Below are 18,916 nucleotides of genomic sequence, written 5' to 3'. Positions count from 1 at the left end.
ACCCGTGACCACAGCTCCCCCGACCACCACCGCCGCCGCCCGGCTCCTCGGCCTGCTCGCCCGGGATCTGCCGCCCGACCAACTGGCCACAGATCCGCGCACGTTGGCCGCACACGCAACCGACCGCTCGGGCACCCGGCCGGACGGTGTCCCGCTGGCCGTGGTGCACGCCCGGCGCACCGAGGACGTGACCGTCACGCTCCGGCACGCCCACGCGCTGCGCGTGCCTGTGGTGCCACGGGGCGCGGGCACCGGGCTGTCGGGTGGGGCGTCGGCCGGTGAGGGGGTGCTCGTGCTGGACCTGTCCGGGATGAACCGCATCCTGGAACTGTCGGCCGACGACCAGCTCGCCGTGGTCGAACCGGGCGTGATCACCGCCGAGTTGGACCGGGCGGCGGGCGAGCACGGGCTGCGGTACGCGCCCGATCCGGCGAGTGCGGCGATCTCCACGATCGGCGGGAACATCGCGACCAACGCGGGCGGGCTGCGGTGCGCGAAGTACGGGGTGACGCGGGACAGCGTGCTCGGCCTTGAGGCCGTTCTCGCCGACGGGACGGTGGTCACGACCGGCCGCCGTACCGTCAAAGGGGTCACCGGTTACGACCTCACCGCGCTGCTGACCGGCTCCGAGGGCACCCTCGCCGTCATCACCTCGGCGACCCTGCGGCTGCGTCCGGTGCCGGTGGCGACGGCCACGATCGCCGCCTACTTCGACTCGTTCGAGGCGGCGGCCGAGGCGTCGTACGCGATCGGGCGGGCCGGGGTCGTGCCGGCGCTCGCGGAGTTGCTCGACGGGCCGGTGCTGCACTCGGTCGACCCAGCGCTGGGCGCGCGCGGGGCGGCGCTGCTGCTGGTGCAGTGCGACGGCGCGGGGGCGGGCGCCGAGGCGGAGCAGGTCGCGCGGGTGCTCGCGGCGACGGCCACGACCGTGGAGACCACCGCCGACCCGGTGGAGGCGGAGGCCCTCCTCGCGGCCCGCCGGCTTGCCCTGCCCTCGTTGGAGCGGCTGGGCCGGCCGCTGATCGAGGACATCGCGGTGCCGCGCTCCCGGCTCGCGGAGGCGGTGCGTGAGATCCGCGCGATCTCGGCCCGGCACGACGTGCCGGTCTACACGCTCGCGCACGCGGCGGACGGCAACCTCCACCCGATCATCGTGGTCGATCACGCCCTGGACCGGCTCCCGGACGCGGCCTGGGAGGCGGCCGGCGAGATCTTCGCGCTGGCGCTGCGGCTCGGCGGGACGCTGACCGGCGAGCACGGTGTCGGGGTGCTGAAGCGGCAGTGGGTGGCGGACGAACTCGGGCCCACCGCCCACGCGTTGCAGCGACGGCTGAAAGACGCCTTCGATCCGCGCGGGATCCTCAATCCCGGCAAGACCCTGTGAGCCGCCCGGGATCGGATGCCCCGAACGGGTGATCCCGGGTCAACCGGGGGTCGTGCGGAGGCACGTGCGATCGGCATGTGCCTCGGCCGCCGTCCGGGATCATCACTCGTCGTGACCGATGACGGGTAGCTGTACGCACGGAACGTGACGGGACGCAGGCATTCCGTCATCCGTGCGACAGGAGAGTAGGCACCATGTCGGTCGAGACCGGTACCGCGCCCGAGGCGGGCGCCGAGGAGCGGGAACAGCAGAGCCTCGGAACCGCCGCGGCACGCACCCTGGCGACCACGACAAAGTCCGAACCCCAGATGCGGGGCATCAGCTCCCGGTGGCTGACCCGCATGCTGCCCTGGGTGAACGTGCCCGGCGGCACCTATCGCGTCAACCGCCGCCTGTCGTACACGCGCGGCGACGGACGGGTGACGTTCGTGCAGACCGGAGCGCAAGTGCGGGTCGTCCCGGCCGAGTTGGCCGAGCTCCCTCTGCTGCGCGGCTTCGCGGACGGCGACGCGCTCGGCGCGCTGGCCGAGCGGTTCGAGCAACGGGACTACGCGCCGGGGCAGTTGATCGTCCAGGCCGGCCAGCCCGCAGACTCGGTGTACCTCGTCGCGCACGGCAAGGTGGAACGGCTCGGGGAGGGTCCCTACGGCGACGAGGCGGTCGTCGGGCTGCTGGCCGACGGCGACACCTTCGGCGGCCAGGTGCTCGCCGAACCCGACGGCACCTGGGAGTTCACGGCCCGCGCGGCGACGGCCACCACGGTGCTGACGCTGCCGCACGCGGCGTACCAGGCCGTCGCGGACCGGCACGCGGAGCTGCGCGCGCATGTCGAGGCGCGCGCCGGGGACGAGCCCGGTCCGCTCAACACCTTCGGCGAGGCGGCGATCGCGCTCAGCGCGGGGCATGTGGGCGAGCCGGACCTGCCGGGCACGTTCGTGGACTACGACCTCGCCCCGCGCGAATACGAACTCAGCGTCGCCCAGACCGTGTTGAAGGTGCACTCCCGCGTCACCGACCTCTACAACCAGCCGATGAACCAGACCCAGCAGCAACTCCGGCTGACAGTCGAGGCGTTGCGCGAGCGGCAGGAGAACGAACTCGTCAACAACCGGGACTTCGGGCTGCTGCACAACGCCGACTACGACCAGCGGATCTCCACCCACTCCGGGCCGCCGACCCCCGATGACCTGGACGAACTGCTGAGCATGCGCCGCGACACCCGCTACCTGTTCGCGCATCCGCGGGCGATCGCCGCGTTCGGCCGCGAGTGCAACAAGCGGGGCGTCTACTTCAGCGGCATCGACGTCGGCGGCCACCATCTGCCGGCCTGGCGCGGAGTACCGCTGCTGCCGTGCGGCAAGATCCCGGTCAGCGCGTCCCGCACGTCCTCCATCATCGCGATGCGCACCGGCGAGGACGACCAGGGCGTGATCGGCCTCTACCAGACGGGCATCCCGGACGAGCTCGAACCGGGCCTCAACGTACGGTTCATGGGCATCAACGAGCAGGCGGTCATCTCCTACCTGGTGAGCACCTACTTCTCGGCGGCGGTCCTGGTGCCGGACGCGATCGGCATCCTGGAGAACGTCGAGGTCTCCCGCCGGGACGGCAACTGACCTTTATGGACGGCTAGTTCAGGAACGCTTCCAGTCGTGCCGCGTCCGGCGCGGTCGCCGGGCCCGGTGCGGTGACGGCAAGTGCGGCACCCGCGTTGGCCCGGCGGGCGGCGGCCACCGGGTCGAGCCCCCGGGCCAGGGCGGCCATGAATACACCGGTGTGTGCGTCACCCGCACCATTGAGATCGACGGCGTCCACGGCGAACCCTGGGACGGGGACAAGGCGTCCCGCGAGGTGCACGAGGCAACCGTCGGGGCCGGTACGGACGAGCACCGAGCCGCACCCCAGACGCGATTGGAGAGTGCGAGCGGCTTCGGCCGGATTGTCGACGCCGGTGAGCAGCGTGGCCTCGCGGGCGTTGCAGCTCCACCAGTCGGCGCGGGCGAGGAGCAACTCCATGGCGCCGCCCGGAATTTCGGCCGCCAACGGCCCCGGGTCGGCGACCAGCGTAACGGCCGGGTCCAGTCGGGACAGGAGGTCGAGCAAGGCGGCGCGGTTGCTGTCGTACAGCAGGCTGTATCCGGTGATGTACACCAAGTCGCCTGCCCCGGGCCGGAGTTCGGTGAGGTCGGCTGCGGCCAGGGTTGCCTCGGCGCCGGGGCTGGTGACGAAGGTGCGCTCGCCGTCCGCGTCGACCAGGCAGACCACGAAGCCGGTGTCCGGTTCCGGGCGCGGGGCTAGCAGGGCGTCGATGCCCTCGGCACGCAGCGCGGCGCGGGCCCGGTCACCGAAGGGCCCGGTGCCGTGCGCTCCGGCATAGGTCACGGGCAGGCCCTGGCGTGCGGCGGCGGCCATGACGTTGAAGCCGCCGCCTGGGGTGCGTTCGGTGCGGGTGGCGAGGACGTCGCCGCCGCGCTCGGGGAGGGCGGGGACCTCCAGTACGAGGTCGACTACGACGTTGCCGAGGTGCCAGAGCCGGGCGCTCATGACCGCTCCCGCAGGACGAGCAGTGCCGTCGCCGTGGCGTCCACGTCCAGCGCCGGGTTGACGCGGACCAGTGTCTCCCGCGCGTCGGCCGGGAAGGCGTCCACGCCGTGGCAGGCACCGCCCACCGCCCCCGCGATCGCGGCGATCGTGTCGCAGTCGCCGCCGACGGACGCGGCGAGCAGTGCGGCCTGCCAGGGGTCGTCGGGGCAGGCGGCCAGGACGGCGAAGGCGGCCGGGACCGACTCCTGTGTGGCGAGGCTCGTCCCGACCAACGTGTAGACCCGCTCGCAGACTTGGGCCTGGCCGAGGCCCCGCACCAGGCCGGTCGCCCACACGATCCGTTCGGCGACATCGGCGGCGGCCACCCAGTGTCCCCGTCCCGCCGCCAACCGGGCCGCCGACACGGCCACTTCGACCGCCTCGGGAACCGACGCTCCGTCAATTCCCGCGCTCACGGCGGCAGCCACGGCCGCGGCACCGGCGAGGGCGACCCCCGTGTTGTGGGTGAGGCTGCTCGCCTCCACCACCCGGTCCACCAGTGCGACCGGGTCCGTGACCGGCATCGCGATGCCCACGGGGGCGATCCGCATCGCCGCGCCGTTGGTGGTGCCGTAGCGGCCCACCTCGTCGGCGGGAGTACCCGCGAGAACCTGCTCGACCGCCCGCTTGGTGGACGGGCCGAGCAGGTCGAGGGAGCCCCGGGCCCGCATGTCGTCCTCCCAGGCGACCAGGCGCCGGGCCAGCTCCGCCGGGTCGATGCGGCCCTTGCCTTCCAGCAGCAACTCGGCCAGCAGCAGGGCCTGTTCGGTGTCGTCGGTGACCGATCCGGCCGGCATTCCGGCGGCGAGGGGATGGTCGGGGTCGGCCGGGTGGAAACCGGTGAGGAAGGAACCGTAGCGTGCCGTGATCTGTGGGCGGGACAGCATTTGGGTGGGCATGCCGAGGGCGTCGCCCAGGGCGAGCCCGTACAGGGCTCCGGTGGCGCGGCTCTGGAGGGTCATGGGTACTTTCCGGAGAGGGTTCAGCGGGTTCGGCGGTTCAGCCGAAAGCGAGGGTGAGTTGGAAGTGGTCGGGGTCCAGGAGGCTCACGACATGTTCGACGAAGGAGCCGTCGGCGGCCCGGCTGGTGCGGCGCGTGTCGAGGAACCAGTCACCCGGTTCGCGGCGCAGCAGCTCCGCCTCCCGGCCGTCGATCCGCCGCCCGCTCACCCGCTGCTCACCGTGGTCGGGGCGCAGCCCGGCCCGCAGCATCACATCGGTCAGCGACTCCTGGCCGAGGCCGCGCGCCGGCAGCTCCCGCACTCCGGGCACGGGCGGCAGAAAGCTGCGTTCGTACGACACCACGACCGCGTCCGCGACCAGTTCCCGTATCCGCTCGACGCACACGAACTCGGTTGTCTTCAGGGTGAGTTGACGGGCCAGCCCTTCGTCCCGTCTGGCGTCCACGGCGAGCGTCCTGACCCGGGTGTCGATGCCCTGGGTGGCGAGCGCGTGCGCCCAGCCGAGGCTGTCGTCCAGTGGGCGGCCGTCGAAGAGGACGTAGGAGCCCTTGCCGGTGCGGGTGGCGATCAGGCCGGCCTCGCTGAGTTCGGCGAGGGCCGCGCGGACGGTCGTACGGCTGACGCCGAAGCGTTGGGCCAGGGCGTGTTCGCCGGGCAGTTGCTCGCCGGCGGCGCGGTGGCCGCTGCGGATCTCCTTGGCGAGGACCTCGGTGATGCGCTGGTGTTTGAGCCGGACGCCGGTCATGACGCCTCCCCGACCGCCTCGGTGACCGTGACCACCCGGATCAGGGGGCGGTAGAGGTCCATGACGTGCAGTGCCTTGGCGTGGGAGTCGTCGTCCACACCGGCGCAGGCGTCGGCGACGACCAGGACCTCGGCTCCGGCGTCGGCGGCGGCGAGTGCCGTGGACAGGACGCAGCAGTCGGTGCTGACGCCCGCGAGGACGAGCCGGCCGGTGGGGGCGACACGTTCGGCGAGTGCCGGGGTCCACTTGCCGAAGGTGGGCGCGTCCACCAAGTACCGTGCCTGCGCGGCGAATTCGTCGGTCAGCCGCCAGAGCGGAGCGTCCGGCGGCTGGACGGCGAAGGGCCACTGCTCGTAGTAGGCGCGCCAGCTGCCCTCGGGTTTCTCGGGGGCCAGGAAGCGGGTGAAGGTGACGTCGTCCCCGAAGGCCGGCAGCAGTCGTCGTACACCTGCTGCCGCTTCGTCGAAGCGGGGGGTGGCCCAGAGGCTGTCGGGTTCGGCGAAGACGCGCTGCATGTCGATGACGGCGAGGTGGCCGGGTGCGGTGGTCATACGGCGGGCACCGCCTCCGGGCTCGGGGCCTGCTCTTCCTGGCGCTGGACGCGGGCCCGGCCCAGGGCGAGGGTGCCGAGGAAGCCGAGGGCGAGGGCGGCCAGGACGCCGAGGTTGGCGTAGGCCCAGGCGCCGGACTTGCCGCCGAGGCCGAGCGGGTCGAGGAGGTAGCCCTGCCAAGTGAGCCAGCTGGCGGCCGTGTTGGTGACCAGGCCCCAGCCGATCGCGGTGGCGGCGAGGGTGAGGAGGAGGGGGATGAGCGGTACGTCGCCGTAGCGGCCGGTCGGGCGGTAGAGGTCACCCTCGTCGTAGTCGCGGCGGCGCAGGGCGAGGTCGGCGAGCATGATGCCGCACCAGGCGGCGATGGGGACGCCGAGGGTGGTGAGGAAGCCCATGAACTGGCCGAGGAAGTTGTCGGCGAAGAACACGATGTAGATGGAGCCCGCGATCATCAGGACGCCGTCGACGAGCGCGGCGAGGTAGCGCGGCACCGGCAGGCCCGCCGAGAGGAGGGCCAGGCCTGAGGAGTAGATGTCGAGGACCGCGCCGCCGACCAGGCCGAGGACGGCGACCACGGCGAACGGGACCAGGAACCAGGTGGGCAGGATCGTCGTGAGCGCGCCGATCGGGTCGGCGGCGATCGCCTTGTTGAGCGTGCTGGAGGAACCGGCGAGCAGCAGGCCGAAGACCAGCAGGAGCAGCGGGGCGACGGAGGCGCCGAACGTGGTCCAGCCGATCACGCCTCTGCTGGACGAACTCCGGGGCAGATAGCGGGAGTAGTCGGCGGCGGCGTTGACCCAGCCGAGGCCGAAGCCGGTCATCATGAACACCAGCGCGCCGATGAACTCCTGTGCGGATCCCGCCGGTACGGCGCTGACCGTGCTCCAGTGGATGTGGTCGGCGACGAGGGCGATGTAGACGACGGTGAGCACGGCGGTGACGACGGTGATCACCGTCTGGAGCCGCATGATCAGGTCGAAGCCCATGACTCCGCCGACGACGATGAGCGCGCCGACGATGATCAGCGCGACCACCTTGGTATCGGTGCCGCCGCCCCAGCTGAGCCTGTCGAAGACGGTCGCGGTGGCCATGGTCGCGAGCGCGGTGAGGACGGTCTCCCAGCCGACGGTGAGGATCCAGGAGATCACCGACGGCAGCCGGTTGCCGCGCACTCCGTAGGCGGCACGGCTGAGCACCATCGTGGGCGCGGAGCCGCGCTTGCCCGCGACCGCGATGAAGCCGCAGAGCAGGAAGGAGAACACGATGCCGATCACACCGGCGATCAGCGCCTGCCAGAAGGAGATCCCGAAGCCGAGCGCGAAGGCGCCGTAACTCAGGCCCAGGATCGAGACGTTGGCCCCGAACCAGGGCCAGAACAGTGTGCGAGGGGTGCCTTTGCGTTCGGCGTCGCCGATCACATCGAGGCCGTGGGTCTCGACCTGAAGCTGCCGGGACTGGGAAGTCTGGGAGTCCGCCATCGTCGACCTACCTGTCTAGACGTGTTCAGTCGAGGCTAGGTGCGGTGGTGACGGGCGTCAAGAGGAGAGGGCGGTGGAGCGGGGGACGCCCCTCCGTTCCGCTCAACGGCACAGCACGCGACAGGGCGGTGGCCGGCCAGCAGGCTGGTGCTGTCGGTCGGGCGTCGCACGTACCTCACCTGGTGCGCCGCGCTTCCGCGTTCTCGAAGGAGGGCACCATGGAGTCGTCCGTGACGCGTCCGGGGCACGGTGAGCCCGCCCGCACTCCCCGCGGCACCGGCCCCCGCGTCCGCGACCCCCTCGCCCTGCTGACGGCGGAGTTCGACGGCGTCCACGACGTGTGGCGCTCGGTCGCGGGCACTGTCTGCGTGGCGGGTCCGGAGCCGGCCCGGGCGGTGCTCGGCAACCGGGGCGGGGCCGTCGCCGAGGCGGCCGACTTCTACCGCACCCGGCACGGCGACTTCGGCCCGCGTGCGGCCCAGATCCGGATCGGCCGGGCGGCCCGCGCCCTGATCCGCCGTCATCTGGACGCGCGACGGCCGGAGTTGCCCGCCCTCGTCGCCGAACACCTTGTCCCCTGCAGCCTCTGGCCGGACGCGGGGAACCTGCTCGTGTTCCGGCATCTGCGGGACGTCCTGCTGCACCGCGGCTCATCGCCCCAACTCCACGCCACCGTGCAGCAGATCGTCCACCGTGCGGTCCTCGCGGGCGCGCGGCGCCGGCACTCGCCGCCGTCGCGGCTGCTCTTCCGGCGTCGCGCGTTGAGCGTGCTGCATGCCGAAATACGCGCCCGGCAAAGGGAGTTCGACGGCGAGCCACTTGACCTGGTCGACGTAGTGGTGCACGAGAGCGATCCCGGGTCGGATCCCAAGGACCTCGCCGAGGTCTATCTCTCCTTCCTTTTCGCCGCGGTCGGCTCGGTCGGCTTCGCTCTCGGCTGGTCGGTGTATCTGCTCGGCACGCACCCCGACCGCCTTGCCGTGGAGCCGAGTTGGACGGTCCGGGAGGCGCTGCGGCTGTGGCCGGTGGCGTGGCTGTTCGCACGGACGCCGGGCCATGTGCAGCGGCTCGGCGGGACGGAGGTCGGCCCGCGCGACCGCCTCGCGGTCTGCACCTATCTGGTGCACCGGCATCCCGGGCACTGGGAGCGGCCGGACGAGTTCGTACCGGAGCGCTGGGCGGCGCCCGTGCCGGACGGGGCGTATCTCCCGTTCGGCCACGGGCCGCACACCTGCGCCGGGGCGACCGTCACCATGCGGCTCCTCGAGGACCTCGTCGGCATCATCACCCGTGACCGGTGGCTGTCGGTCACCCACGACGGCGCCGGTCCCCAGGTGGGCCCGGCGCTCGCTCCGCCGCGTTTCACCGCGGTGCTGAGCGACCGCACCGGCTGTCCGGGAAGGAGGTGAACGCGCATGCGCGCCCTGTATCTCAAGGCGAAGTCTGTCCTCAACATCCGAGGCCAGTACGAGTACTTCTGGTACCTGTACCACCACATCTGACCGGCCCGGCGCGGGACGCCGCCGCAGACCGGCGCCCCGCGCCCCACGAGGGGGACGTATCCGATGACCACCCCGCAACACCCCGAGGACTTCCTGCGTTTCATGCGAATGCGCAGCGCGAACGAGGACGGGATCTTCTGGGTCGACGACATCCGGCTCGGTGTGTTCGAGCCGGAGGCGGCGCGCCGGGTCAGCGCCACGAACTGGCGCCGGTTCGTCATGCACGACCGGCTCATCGACATGGTGCGGCGGCGGCGCAGCCCCGAAATACGGTGGAGCGAGGTCCGTTCGGCATGGCTCACCCAGTTGCACACACTGGCCACGGCCGAGCACCACGGCGATCTGATCGACCGCATGGAGCGGATCCTCGACGAACGGCTCGGCGACGACGTCGACCTGGTGATGCTGACCCAGGACGTGGCGCTGCGGTCCATGCTGCCGGTGGCGCTGACGGGCCTGACCTCCGGCGAGGCCGATCTGGTCCGCCGGGACCTGGAGATGAAGCTGCTGCGGCTCATCTCGCCGGATCCGGGCGGCACTTGGCACCATCTGAAGTTCGTCGTCGTACAGCTGCGGTCCGGTCTTGTCGTGCGCCGGGTGCTGCGACAGCGCGCGCACGGGAAGCGGAGGCGCGAGCCGGACCTGGCCGATCCCTTCGTCGACCTGCTGCCCCGTATGGGCATGGACCGCGCGCTGGACGTGGTGACCGCCGTCCTCACCGCCATCGGCGGGCCGCCGGGCACCGCGGCGGCGAGTCTGCTGTACGAGTTCGTCCGCAACCCCGAGTGGCAGCGGCGGCTCACCGAGGAACTGTGCGCCGTGGACCCGGTGGAGTTCCGCACGGCACCGACACACGCGGCCCCGGTGACGCACCGGTTCGTGAAGGAGGTGCTGCGCCTGTGGAGCCCGCCGCTGCTGCTGGTCCGGCGGAACCAGTTCCCCTTCGACTTCGGCAGGACCCGGCTGGAGCCCGGCGACTGGTATCTGCTGAGCCCGCATCTGATCCACCGGGACGAGCGGGTGTGGAAGCAGCCGGACGTCTTCGATCCGGACCGCTTCCTGCCGGGCGCGCCGCACGGGCCGGCGGACCGCACCTGCTACGTGCCGTTCGGCTGGGCGCCCAAGAAGTGTGTCGGCGCGAACATCGGTACCGTCCAACTCATGGGCCTGTGCCACCTGTTGTGCACCCGGTACCACCTGAGCGTCGACCGCCCCGAGGACCTCTCGATGGCGCTGCGCTTCGCCCCGGTCCCGGAGAACTTCCGGGGCCGACTCGCCCTGCGCCGACCGGCATCGCCCTCCGCCGACCTCGAACTCCCGGAAAATTGTCCGTAATCCGTAACAGCGGGATCCCTTCGCTCGTTTATACCGTCCTGACGAATGCACGGAAGCGGACAACAGGACAGGGAACAGGGCGGACATGGCACGTCATGGCGGGCGGGGTTGGTACGGCCGGGTACTCGCGGCGGCGGTCGGTGTGACGGCGGTGGCGGCGGCCACTTCCATGTGGACCGCGCAGGCCGGTGTGGTCGACGCGCAGCGGGGCGGAACCAACGGGCGTCCCGGCGCCTCCAGTTCGGCCCCGGCCCGGGTGGCGGCCGTGTCGGCGGAGATCGTGCACGCCTCCGACAAGGGCGCGCGGGGCGTCAACATCACCATCGACGACGGGCCGGACCCGACCTGGACCCCGCAGGTGCTCCAAGTGCTCAAGGAGTACGGGGTGAAGGCCACCTTCTGCATGGTCGGCCCGATGGCCGAGGCCCACCCGGACCTGGTCAAGGCGGTGGTGGCGGCGGGCCACCGACTGTGCGACCACTCGGTGTCGCACGACACCACCATGGACAAGAAGTCCGAGTCCTACCAGAAGCAGGAGATCCTCAACGCCGCCGCCATGATCACCAAGGCCTCGGGGGGCGTACGGCCGCTGTACTACCGGGCGCCGGGCGGCGCGTTCACGCCGTACAGCCGGCATCTCGCCGCCGCGCAGGGCATGCGCCCGCTGGGGTGGAACGTCGACTCCAAGGACTTCGAACTCCCCGGCACCAACACCATCGTCACCACCGTCAAGAGCGAACTGCCCAACGGGCCGACCATCCTGTTCCACGACGCTGGCGGCGACCGCTCCGAGACCGTGGCCGCGCTGCGCGAGATCCTGCCGTGGCTGAAGCAGCAGGGGTATTCGTTCGGTTTCCCGATGCGTTGAACAGTGCGTTGAGCGCGTGTTGAACGATGCGCCGAATTGACGGCCGTCGTTTTTCGGGTGGCGAATATGTGTGGGAAATGTGGAACGGCCGCCGAGGTGGCGGTATTTAAGCGTGTCAGTGCCGATTCGCGCAGCTGTCGATTCGCCATCAAGTCTTGCGGCGATTTCACTCGTGCAGTAACTACGTGAAGTATGAACCTGTTCAACCGTGCTGCGCCCCTCCGCCGCCCGGCATCCCCCACAGCTCCGCAACGCCCCGCCGCCCCACCGGCGTTCACCTCCTCCGGCCTGCCCGACCCCGCCCTGGCGGCGCTCACCGGAGAGTGGATGATCGACCCCGCGCACAGCCGGATCGGCTTCTCGGTCCGGCACGCGATGGTGACGACCGTGCGCGGGTCCTTCGCCGAATACAAAAGCCGGCTCTACTTCGACGGCCGCAACCCGGCCCGTTCGCAGGCGGAGATCGTGGTGTCCACCGCCAGTGTCGACACCGGTGTGGAACAGCGCGACGCCCACTTGGTGGGCCGGGACTTCCTGGACTCCGCGACCTACCCGCGTATGCGTTTCGCCAGTACGGCGGTGCAAATGTCTGGCAACGATGTCTATCGCATGCTCGGCGAGCTCACCATCAAGGACACCACCCGTCCCGTCGTCCTGGAACTCACCTACATCGGACATGTCACCGACCCGTTCGGGGTCGAACGGGTCGGCTTCGACGGCACCACCACCATCGACCGCTCCGACTGGGGCCTGACCTACAATTCCCGGCTGGCCGAGGGCGGAGCGATGGTCAGCGAGAAGGTTCGGCTCCAGTTCGACATCGCGGCGATCAGGACGATGCCGGCCGGGTGACGAGACCGCCGTCCACGAACGTGTGCAGGGGGTTCAGGTCACGCAGGGCGTCGCTCGGGCAGCGGGCGGGGTCCTGCTCCCAGACGGTGAGGTCCGCCAGGCGGCCCGGGCTGAGCGTGCCGCGCAGGTTCTGGTCGCCGCAGAGCAGCGCCGCGTTGGCCGTGTGCAGGGTGAGGGCCTCGTCGTAGGTGATGGCGTGTTCGGGGCCCTTGGGGCCGATGACGGTCTGGCGGGTGATCATGCCGTAGACCGAGCGCATGGCGCCGAACTGGCCGACGGGGAAGTCCGATCCGGCGCTGACCTGGGCGCCCAGGTCGATCCAGCCGCGGGCGGGGAAGAGCCGGGCGACGCGCTCCGGGCCCCAGAAGCCCTCCTCGACCTCGGCGGTGTCGTGCAGCAGCGGCTGCTGGATGGTGACGGGGATGCCCAACTCGACGGCGCGGGCGCGCTGTTCGGGTCCGGCCAGGCCGCCGTGCTCCATGACCAGGGTGCCTGCGGGCAGTCCGGGGTTGCGGGCGAGGACCCGCTCGTAGACGTCCAGGAGGGTGCGGACCGCACGGTCGCCGTAGGCGTGGGTGCCGACCCGCCGGCCGCGCCGGACCACGGCCTCGACGACCTCCACCAGCGCGTTCGGCTCCCAGGTCAGCGTCCCGGAGAAGGCGTGGTCACAGGCGTACGGTTCCTCGGTCGCCCCGGCCTCCAGGCCGCCGTCGAGCCCGAACTTCACGCCCCACACCCGCAGCCACGGGTCGGAGTCGTCGCGCCACTTCTCCATGGCGTCGAGCAGGTCCTCCACCTCGGCCGCGCCGGTCATGCCGAGCGCCGAGATCAGGGCGCGCACCCGGATGCCGAGCGCCCCCGCCTCGCGTGCGGCCAGCAGCACCGCGTAGTCCTCCAGGCCGACCGCGCAGTCCCGCACGGTGCCGATGCCGGTGGCGGCGTACTGGGCGGTGGCCAGCCGCAGCCCGTCGATCCGCCGGGCCCGGTCCGGGGCCGGGACCAGGCGCTCCACCAGGCCCATGGCGTTGTCGATCAGCCGCCCGTCGAGCCGGCTGTCGGCGTCGCGGCCGATGACGCCGCCCGGCGGTACGGGGGTGTCCTCGGTGATGCCGGCCAGGCGCAGCGCGTAGCTGTTGACGACGTCGTTGTGGCCGCCGCGCTTGACCAGGACAGGGTGGCGGTCGGTGGCCTGGTCGAGTTCGGCGGCGGTGGGCATCCGGCGCTCGGCGAGGTTGAGTTCCTGCCAGTTGGTGGTGGTGCGGATCCACTCGCCCTCGGGGGTCGCCTTCGCCCGCTCCCGGATGAGGTCCAGGAACTCGGGGATGTCGCGGGCCTGGTGGACCGGGACGTCGTGCGCGCCGAGCGCCGCGTAGATCAGGTGGGTGTGGGTGTCGTCGAAGGCGGGCAGCACGGTGGCGCCGGGCAGGTCGTGCACCGTGGTGTGCGGGCGCAGCAGGTGGTCGAGTCCGGCGGGGTCGGGCGAGAGCGCCGCGATGCGGTCGCCGCGCACGGCCACCGCCCGCTGCGGGGCCCGACCGGGTACCAGCGGGTGGATCGCCTCGGCCCGGATCACCAGATCGGCTCCGTGATCAGTCATCGTTCTCTCCCACTTCCTCGGTGCATCCGCTGACCAGGCTTTTGTACGAGCGATCGGCCGAGTGATGCACTTTGGGCGGGCACTGGTGCAGTAAGCACGCCACTTTGCGGCTCTCAATGGAGATCGTGCGCCAAATCCTCGACATGGATGACCCGCCATTTCGGATCATCATTGACAAGGCGATTCCGCAACGGTTGTCATGAACACATGCTGAACTGCCCGGAGACCCGCCGTACGCGCCGACCCGCCCGCCCCGCCGTGGCGCGGAAGTGCGGTCGTTGAGCGGGCACCGCGAGCTGATCGGCACCGCCCGCACCGAGTTGACGGACCGTCAGGGAGTCCTGCTCCACGGTCCTGCGGGGATCGGCAAGTCCGTGCTCGTGGCCGCCCTGGTGGCGTCCTCGGACGCCCATGTCCGGCCGTCCGGAACGGTGTTGCACTGCTCGCCCGCCGAGGAGGACGCCCGGCTGCCGTTCGCCGGTCTGGTCGACCTGTTCGCACGGGTGCCGGAGAGCTGCCTCGATGCCCTGGCGCCCGAACCCCAAGCGGTGTTGCGGGCCGCCCTGTTGCGCGGCGAGGTACCGGTCGGCGACCGTGGCCGGCTCGCCGTGCGTGTCGCCGTTCTCGACGTGCTGCGCACCCTCGCCGCCACCGGCCCCGTGCTGCTGGTCCTCGACGGTCTCCAGTGGCTCGACGAACGGACCGTCGAGGTGCTCGCCTTCGTCGTACGCCGTGTCGAGGGCCTCGACGTAAGGGTGGTGGCCGCCGAGCGGGTGGCGGACGGCGAGCAGCCCGGACGGCCGCGCTGCGTCCCGCCCGGCACTGTCGAACTGCCCGTGCCGCCACTGACGGACGACGAGGTGGCGCGGCTGCTGCCCGCCGAGCTGCCACCGGCGGTGCTGCGGGCCGTCCAGGACACGGCCGCCGGAAACCCTTGGTACGCCCTGGAGTTGGGGCGGGCGGCGCCGCGCGAGGCGGCGGCCGTCGGCCTCGGCCGGACCCTGCCCGTGCCGCACCGGCTGCGCAACCTGCTGCTGGAGCGGGTGCACACCCTGCCGGAGAGCACACGGCACACGCTCCTCGTCATGAGCGCCGCGGCCCGCCCCACTCTCACGCTGCTGCGCGCCGCCGGGTTCGACGATCCGGCCGCGGACCTGGCGGAGACCGAACGGCTCGGTGTCGCGACGGCCGACGCCCACGGGACCGTAGGTTTCCGGCATCCGCTGCTCCGGGCCGCCGTCTACGCCGACGCTCCCGAGTACGGCCGCCGGCAGGCGCACGCCCTGCTGGCCGACGCGGTCACCGATCCCGTGGAGCGGGCCCGGCATCTCGCGCTCGCCCGCCCCTACGAGGACGAGACCACCGCCCGCACCCTGCTGGCCGCCGCAGAACACGCCCGCCGCGACGGCTCGCCCGACGCGGCCTTCGAACTGGCCGGGCTGGCGGCCCTGCGCACTCCTGCCGACCGGCCGGCCGAGCACGCCGACCGGCTGCTGGCGGCGGCCGAATACGCCTGTGACGCCGGGCAGTTGGAGGAGGCGGGGCAGGCGGCCGAGACCGTCCTCGCCGGTTCCGGCTCGGCCCGGCAGCGAGTGCGGGCGCGGCTGGTCCTGCTGCGCAACGCCGGTCAGGCCCTGCACGGTACCCACGCGCTGATCGAGGAAGGACTCCGGGACGCGGCCGGTGATCCCGAGGCGGAGGCGTGGCTGCACCACTGGGCGGCGGTACGGGGCCTGCTGTGCGGGGAGTTGGCGCAGGCGGCCCGGCATGCCCGGCGCGCCGCCCGGCAGGCCGCCGTGGCCGGTGACACCGACACCCGGATCGGGGCGCTCGCGACCCTCGCCCGGGTGCGCTCGCTGGGCGGCGAACCGGTCGCCGCAGACGCCGCGTTGGCGGAGGCCCTCGCGCTGACCGGCGGCGCGGGCGCCGGACCGGAGAGCTGGGGGCTGATCCGGATGCGGGCGATCCTCGCCCTGGACTCGGACAAGGTCACCGAGGCCCAGGAGCGAGTCGCTCAACTCCTCACGGAGATAGGGGAGTTCGCCGGGGTCGAGGAGGTCATGGCGACCCTGGTCGCGCTGACCCGTATCCAAGTGCGCGCCGGGCACTGCCGGGAGGCGCTGCGCACCGCCGCCCGCTGCACCCGAGCCGTGGCCGAGACCGGCGTACAGGCCGCTCCGGCGCTGTACGTGGCGGCGCTCGCGGCGACCGCGGGCGGCAGTGCCGACGAGGCGCGGGAGTTGGCCGGGCAGGCGGTGCGGGCCTCGGAGGCGGACGGCGACCGGCTGTTCCTGCTGCGGGCTCTCGCGGTGCTGGGGCAGGCCGAGTTGCTGACCGGCGATCCGCGCGGGGCCGCCGCGGCGGTCGAGGCGCTGCAGCGCGTGAAGGAACTCGGCGAGGCGATGTCGGCCGCCGACCCGCCCCTGCTGCACTGGTACAGCGACCTGGCCGAGGCCCTGGTGGTACTGGGCGAGACGGACGAGGCCGGTGCCGTGCTCGACGAGGCTCGCGCACGGGTGTCCGGCGACGCGCCCGGCAGCGTACTGGCGTCCCTGGAGCGGGCGGAGGGGCTGCGCGAGGCGGGGCTCGGCCGGGCGAAGGAGGGAGCGGTACGGCTGCGCACCGCCGTGGAACGGCTGCGCCAACTCCCGTTGCCCGTGGAGCTGGTACGCACGCTGATCTCGCTCGGCGCTGTCGAACGCAGGGCGCGTCACCGCAACGCGGCCCGCACCGCGCTCGGTGAGGCGCTGGAGACCGCGACCCGCATCGGTGCCGCTCCGCTGGCGGCGCGGGCGCGCGACGAACTGGCCCGGCTGGAGGCGGGCGACCGGGACGGCGAGGGACGGCCCGAACTCACGCCCACGGAAGCGCGGGTGGCGGAACTGGTCGGCGGCGGGGCCACCAACCGGGAGGTCGCCGCCGAGTTGTTCATCAGCGTCAAGACGGTCGAGGGCACCCTCTCCCGCGTCTACCGCAAGGTCGGTGTCCGCTCGCGCACCGCGCTCGCCCATGCCATGGCGGTCGCCGTCATCGCGTCCGGTGCGGCGACCGTGAGCGTCGGCGACGACGACCAACAGCAGGCCACCACACAGGCGGTGACGATCAGTCAGCCGGGCCGGCTGCGGACGTCCCGCACCCTCGACACCCGCCGCTGACCTGTCATCCGCGGTTCATGTGACACCCGCAGTTAACACGTGACGCAAGGGTTCCCCCGCTTATGCGGGTGGGGCCGCTGTTCCTACGGTGAAGCCGTTCCGCTTCCGGGACAGCAACCCCCCACTCCTCGGAGGACTTCCGTGACGTCACGTCTGAAGCTGGTCGGCCTCGTCGCCGTACCGGCCCTGCTCGCCGCCGCCGTCCCCAGCGCCTACGCCGCCGTCCAGCCGCACACAACTCGCGCCGCCGTCGCGGGAGATGTCCTCAAGGGCCTGAACCACGACGCGTCCCGCACCGGCGCCGTCGCCGCCGGCAAGCGCATATCGGTGGCCATCAGCCTGACGCCGAGAAACGGCAAGGCGCTGGACACGTTCGTCGCCGACGTCAGCAATCCGCGGTCGAGTTCGTACGGCCACTATCTGACGAAGGCCCAGTTCGCGGCCCGGTTCGGCCGGACCGACGCCGAGGTGAAGCAGGTCAAGGACTTCCTGCGCGCCCAGGGGCTCACCGTCGGCAAGGTCCACTCGGGGAACCTGCTGGTCGACGCCAGCGGTACCGCCGCCCAGCTGGAGAAGGCGTTCGGCACCAAGCTGTCGACGTGGAAGGACGCGAAGTCGGGCCGCGCGTTCTACGCCAACGAGACCGCGCCGACCCTGCCGACCGGCATCGCCGGCCTGGTCAGCGACGTGACCGGCCTCAACAACCGCGCCCAGCTGCACCACCAGGGGTCCGCCAAGGTCAACCCGCACAACGGTCCCGGCGGCGGCTACACCCCGGCCCAGATCAAGGGCGGCTACAACGTCTCCGGCACCTACACCGGCAGCGGGCAGAAGATCGCGCTGCTGGAGTTCGACGGCTTCCAGCAGTCCAACATCACCAAGTACGACACCAACTACAGCCTGGGCTCCCCCACTCCGACCGTGTCGAAGGTGGACGGCGGTTCCGGAGCGCTCGGTGACGGCCAGGTCGAGGTCGAGCTCGACATCGAGGTCCTGCACGCGATCGCCCCGAAGGCCAACGTCACCGTCTTCGAGGGCCCCAACTCCGACGCCGGTGAGGTCGACACCTACCAGGCCATCGTCGACAGCGGCATCCCGACCACCTCGATCAGCTGGGGCGCCTCCGAGAGCCAGCGCACCACCTCCAACATCAACGCCGTGGACGCCGTCTTCAAGGCGGGCGCGGCCGAGGGCCTCGGCTTCTACGCGGCCTCCGGCGACGACGGCTCGGACGACGCGGGCGACGGCACCACCACCGTCGACTACCCGGCCGCCGACCCGTACGTCACCGGCGTCGGCGGCACCACGCTGACCGTGACCTCCGCCAACGCGTGGAGCAAGGAGACGGCCTGGTCGGGCGGTGGCGGCGGCAAGTCCTCCGTCTTCAAGATCCCGAGCTGGCAGACCGCGGTGCAGAAGACCGCGGGCGGCGGCTTCCGCCAGGTCCCGGACGTGTCGGCGCTCGCGAACCCGAGCCCCGGTGTCTCGATCTACTCGCAGGGCAGCTGGGGCACGGTCGGCGGCACCAGCGCCGCCGCGCCCGAGTGGGCGGCCTTCGGCGCGCTCTACAACCAGCAGGCCGCGGCGGCCGGCAAGGCCAACCTCGGCTTCGCCAACCCCGCGCTCTACGCGGCGAAGGGCACCGGCTTCCACGACATCACCAGCGGCAGCAACGGCGCCTACTCCGCGGCCAGCGGCTGGGACTTCACCACCGGCTGGGGTTCGTACAACGCGGCGACCCTGGCGGCCAAGCTCCTCGGCTGACAGCCGGTAGCCGGATGAGCTGACCGAAGAGGGGGGGGGGGGGGCGCCCCCCCCCCCCCCCGAGCCCGGGGGGGTGTGGGGCGCGGGGTGTCGGGGTGGGAGTTAAAAAAAAACACACCCCCCCAAAGTAAAAAAGAAAG

At 72.0% G+C, this 18,916-nt stretch carries 15 protein-coding genes; 9 read left to right on the top strand and 6 right to left on the bottom strand.

Annotated elements, in window-relative coordinates; translation table 11 throughout:
- The first annotated feature begins 4 nt into the window (after positions 1 to 4).
- Complete coding sequence (locus ACFXC1_RS28540; protein WP_381247445.1) at positions 5 to 1,384, top strand: FAD-binding oxidoreductase; 1,380 nt, start codon at positions 5 to 7, stop codon at positions 1,382 to 1,384.
- Positions 1,385 to 1,578: 194 nt separating this feature from the next.
- Positions 1,579 to 3,000 carry a family 2B encapsulin nanocompartment shell protein gene (locus ACFXC1_RS28535; protein ID WP_381247442.1) on the top strand — a complete coding sequence of 474 codons (1,422 nt, stop codon included), beginning with the start codon at positions 1,579 to 1,581 and terminating at the stop codon, positions 2,998 to 3,000.
- A gap of 13 nt (positions 3,001 to 3,013) precedes the next feature.
- Here ACFXC1_RS28535 and ACFXC1_RS28530 read toward each other — a convergent pair whose 3' ends face one another.
- The 5 genes from ACFXC1_RS28530 to ACFXC1_RS28510 are packed head-to-tail and all read right to left on the bottom strand — an operon-like array spanning position 3,014 to position 7,703.
- Positions 3,014 to 3,928 carry a PfkB family carbohydrate kinase gene (locus ACFXC1_RS28530; protein ID WP_381247439.1) on the bottom strand — a complete coding sequence of 305 codons (915 nt, stop codon included), beginning with the start codon at positions 3,926 to 3,928 and terminating at the stop codon, positions 3,014 to 3,016.
- Complete coding sequence (locus tag ACFXC1_RS28525; RefSeq protein ID WP_381247437.1) at positions 3,925 to 4,929, bottom strand: ADP-ribosylglycohydrolase family protein; 1,005 nt, start codon at positions 4,927 to 4,929, stop codon at positions 3,925 to 3,927. Before ACFXC1_RS28525 ends, ACFXC1_RS28530 begins: the two co-directional genes overlap by 4 nt.
- Positions 4,930 to 4,966: 37 nt before the next feature.
- A complete protein-coding gene (locus tag ACFXC1_RS28520) occupies positions 4,967 to 5,674 on the bottom strand; it encodes a GntR family transcriptional regulator (protein ID WP_381247434.1) in 708 nt (235 codons plus the stop codon).
- Entirely contained in the window at positions 5,671 to 6,225 is a 555-nt protein-coding gene (locus ACFXC1_RS28515; RefSeq protein WP_381247433.1) for a cysteine hydrolase family protein, read from the bottom strand. The genes ACFXC1_RS28520 and ACFXC1_RS28515 overlap by 4 nt, the downstream gene beginning before the upstream one ends.
- A complete protein-coding gene (locus ACFXC1_RS28510; RefSeq protein ID WP_381247431.1) occupies positions 6,222 to 7,703 on the bottom strand; it encodes a purine-cytosine permease family protein in 1,482 nt (493 codons plus the stop codon). The genes ACFXC1_RS28515 and ACFXC1_RS28510 overlap by 4 nt, the downstream gene beginning before the upstream one ends.
- A gap of 218 nt (positions 7,704 to 7,921) precedes the next feature.
- Here ACFXC1_RS28510 and ACFXC1_RS28505 point away from each other — a divergent pair, with 218 nt between their 5' ends.
- The 5 genes from ACFXC1_RS28505 to ACFXC1_RS28490 all read left to right on the top strand — a co-directional run bounded on the left by ACFXC1_RS28505 (position 7,922) and on the right by ACFXC1_RS28490 (position 12,260).
- A complete protein-coding gene (locus ACFXC1_RS28505; protein WP_381247430.1) occupies positions 7,922 to 9,112 on the top strand; it encodes a cytochrome P450 in 1,191 nt (396 codons plus the stop codon).
- A gap of 6 nt (positions 9,113 to 9,118) precedes the next feature.
- Positions 9,119 to 9,205 (top strand): hyalucidin A family RiPP precursor, encoded by an 87-nt coding sequence (locus ACFXC1_RS51235; RefSeq protein WP_461696010.1) that lies wholly within the window; start codon positions 9,119 to 9,121, stop codon positions 9,203 to 9,205.
- A gap of 63 nt (positions 9,206 to 9,268) precedes the next feature.
- A complete protein-coding gene (locus ACFXC1_RS28500) occupies positions 9,269 to 10,540 on the top strand; it encodes a cytochrome P450 (RefSeq protein WP_381247429.1) in 1,272 nt (423 codons plus the stop codon).
- A gap of 85 nt (positions 10,541 to 10,625) precedes the next feature.
- A complete protein-coding gene (locus ACFXC1_RS28495; RefSeq protein WP_381247427.1) occupies positions 10,626 to 11,408 on the top strand; it encodes a polysaccharide deacetylase family protein in 783 nt (260 codons plus the stop codon).
- A 192-nt stretch (positions 11,409 to 11,600) separates the two neighbouring features.
- A complete protein-coding gene (locus ACFXC1_RS28490; protein WP_381247425.1) occupies positions 11,601 to 12,260 on the top strand; it encodes a YceI family protein in 660 nt (219 codons plus the stop codon).
- Here the strand turns inward: ACFXC1_RS28490 and ACFXC1_RS28485 are convergent.
- Positions 12,238 to 13,857 (bottom strand): amidohydrolase, encoded by a 1,620-nt coding sequence (locus ACFXC1_RS28485; protein ID WP_381247423.1) that lies wholly within the window; start codon positions 13,855 to 13,857, stop codon positions 12,238 to 12,240. The two genes, ACFXC1_RS28490 and ACFXC1_RS28485, sit on opposite strands and share 23 nt — an antisense overlap.
- A 269-nt stretch (positions 13,858 to 14,126) precedes the next feature.
- Here ACFXC1_RS28485 and ACFXC1_RS28480 point away from each other — a divergent pair, with 269 nt between their 5' ends.
- Positions 14,127 to 17,012, top strand: coding sequence for a helix-turn-helix transcriptional regulator (locus ACFXC1_RS28480; RefSeq protein WP_381247421.1), 2,886 nt, complete (start codon positions 14,127 to 14,129; stop codon positions 17,010 to 17,012).
- A gap of 141 nt (positions 17,013 to 17,153) precedes the next feature.
- Positions 17,154 to 18,776 (top strand): S53 family peptidase, encoded by a 1,623-nt coding sequence (locus ACFXC1_RS28475; RefSeq protein ID WP_381247418.1) that lies wholly within the window; start codon positions 17,154 to 17,156, stop codon positions 18,774 to 18,776.
- Positions 18,777 to 18,916 lie beyond the last annotated feature (140 nt).

The organism is Streptomyces hokutonensis (genome assembly GCF_042751305.1).
Taxonomy (GTDB): Bacteria; Actinomycetota; Actinomycetes; order Streptomycetales; family Streptomycetaceae; genus Streptomyces; species Streptomyces hokutonensis_A.
Note: the sequence above shows the minus strand (reverse complement) of the source record. Positions and strands in the feature narration are given on the sequence as shown.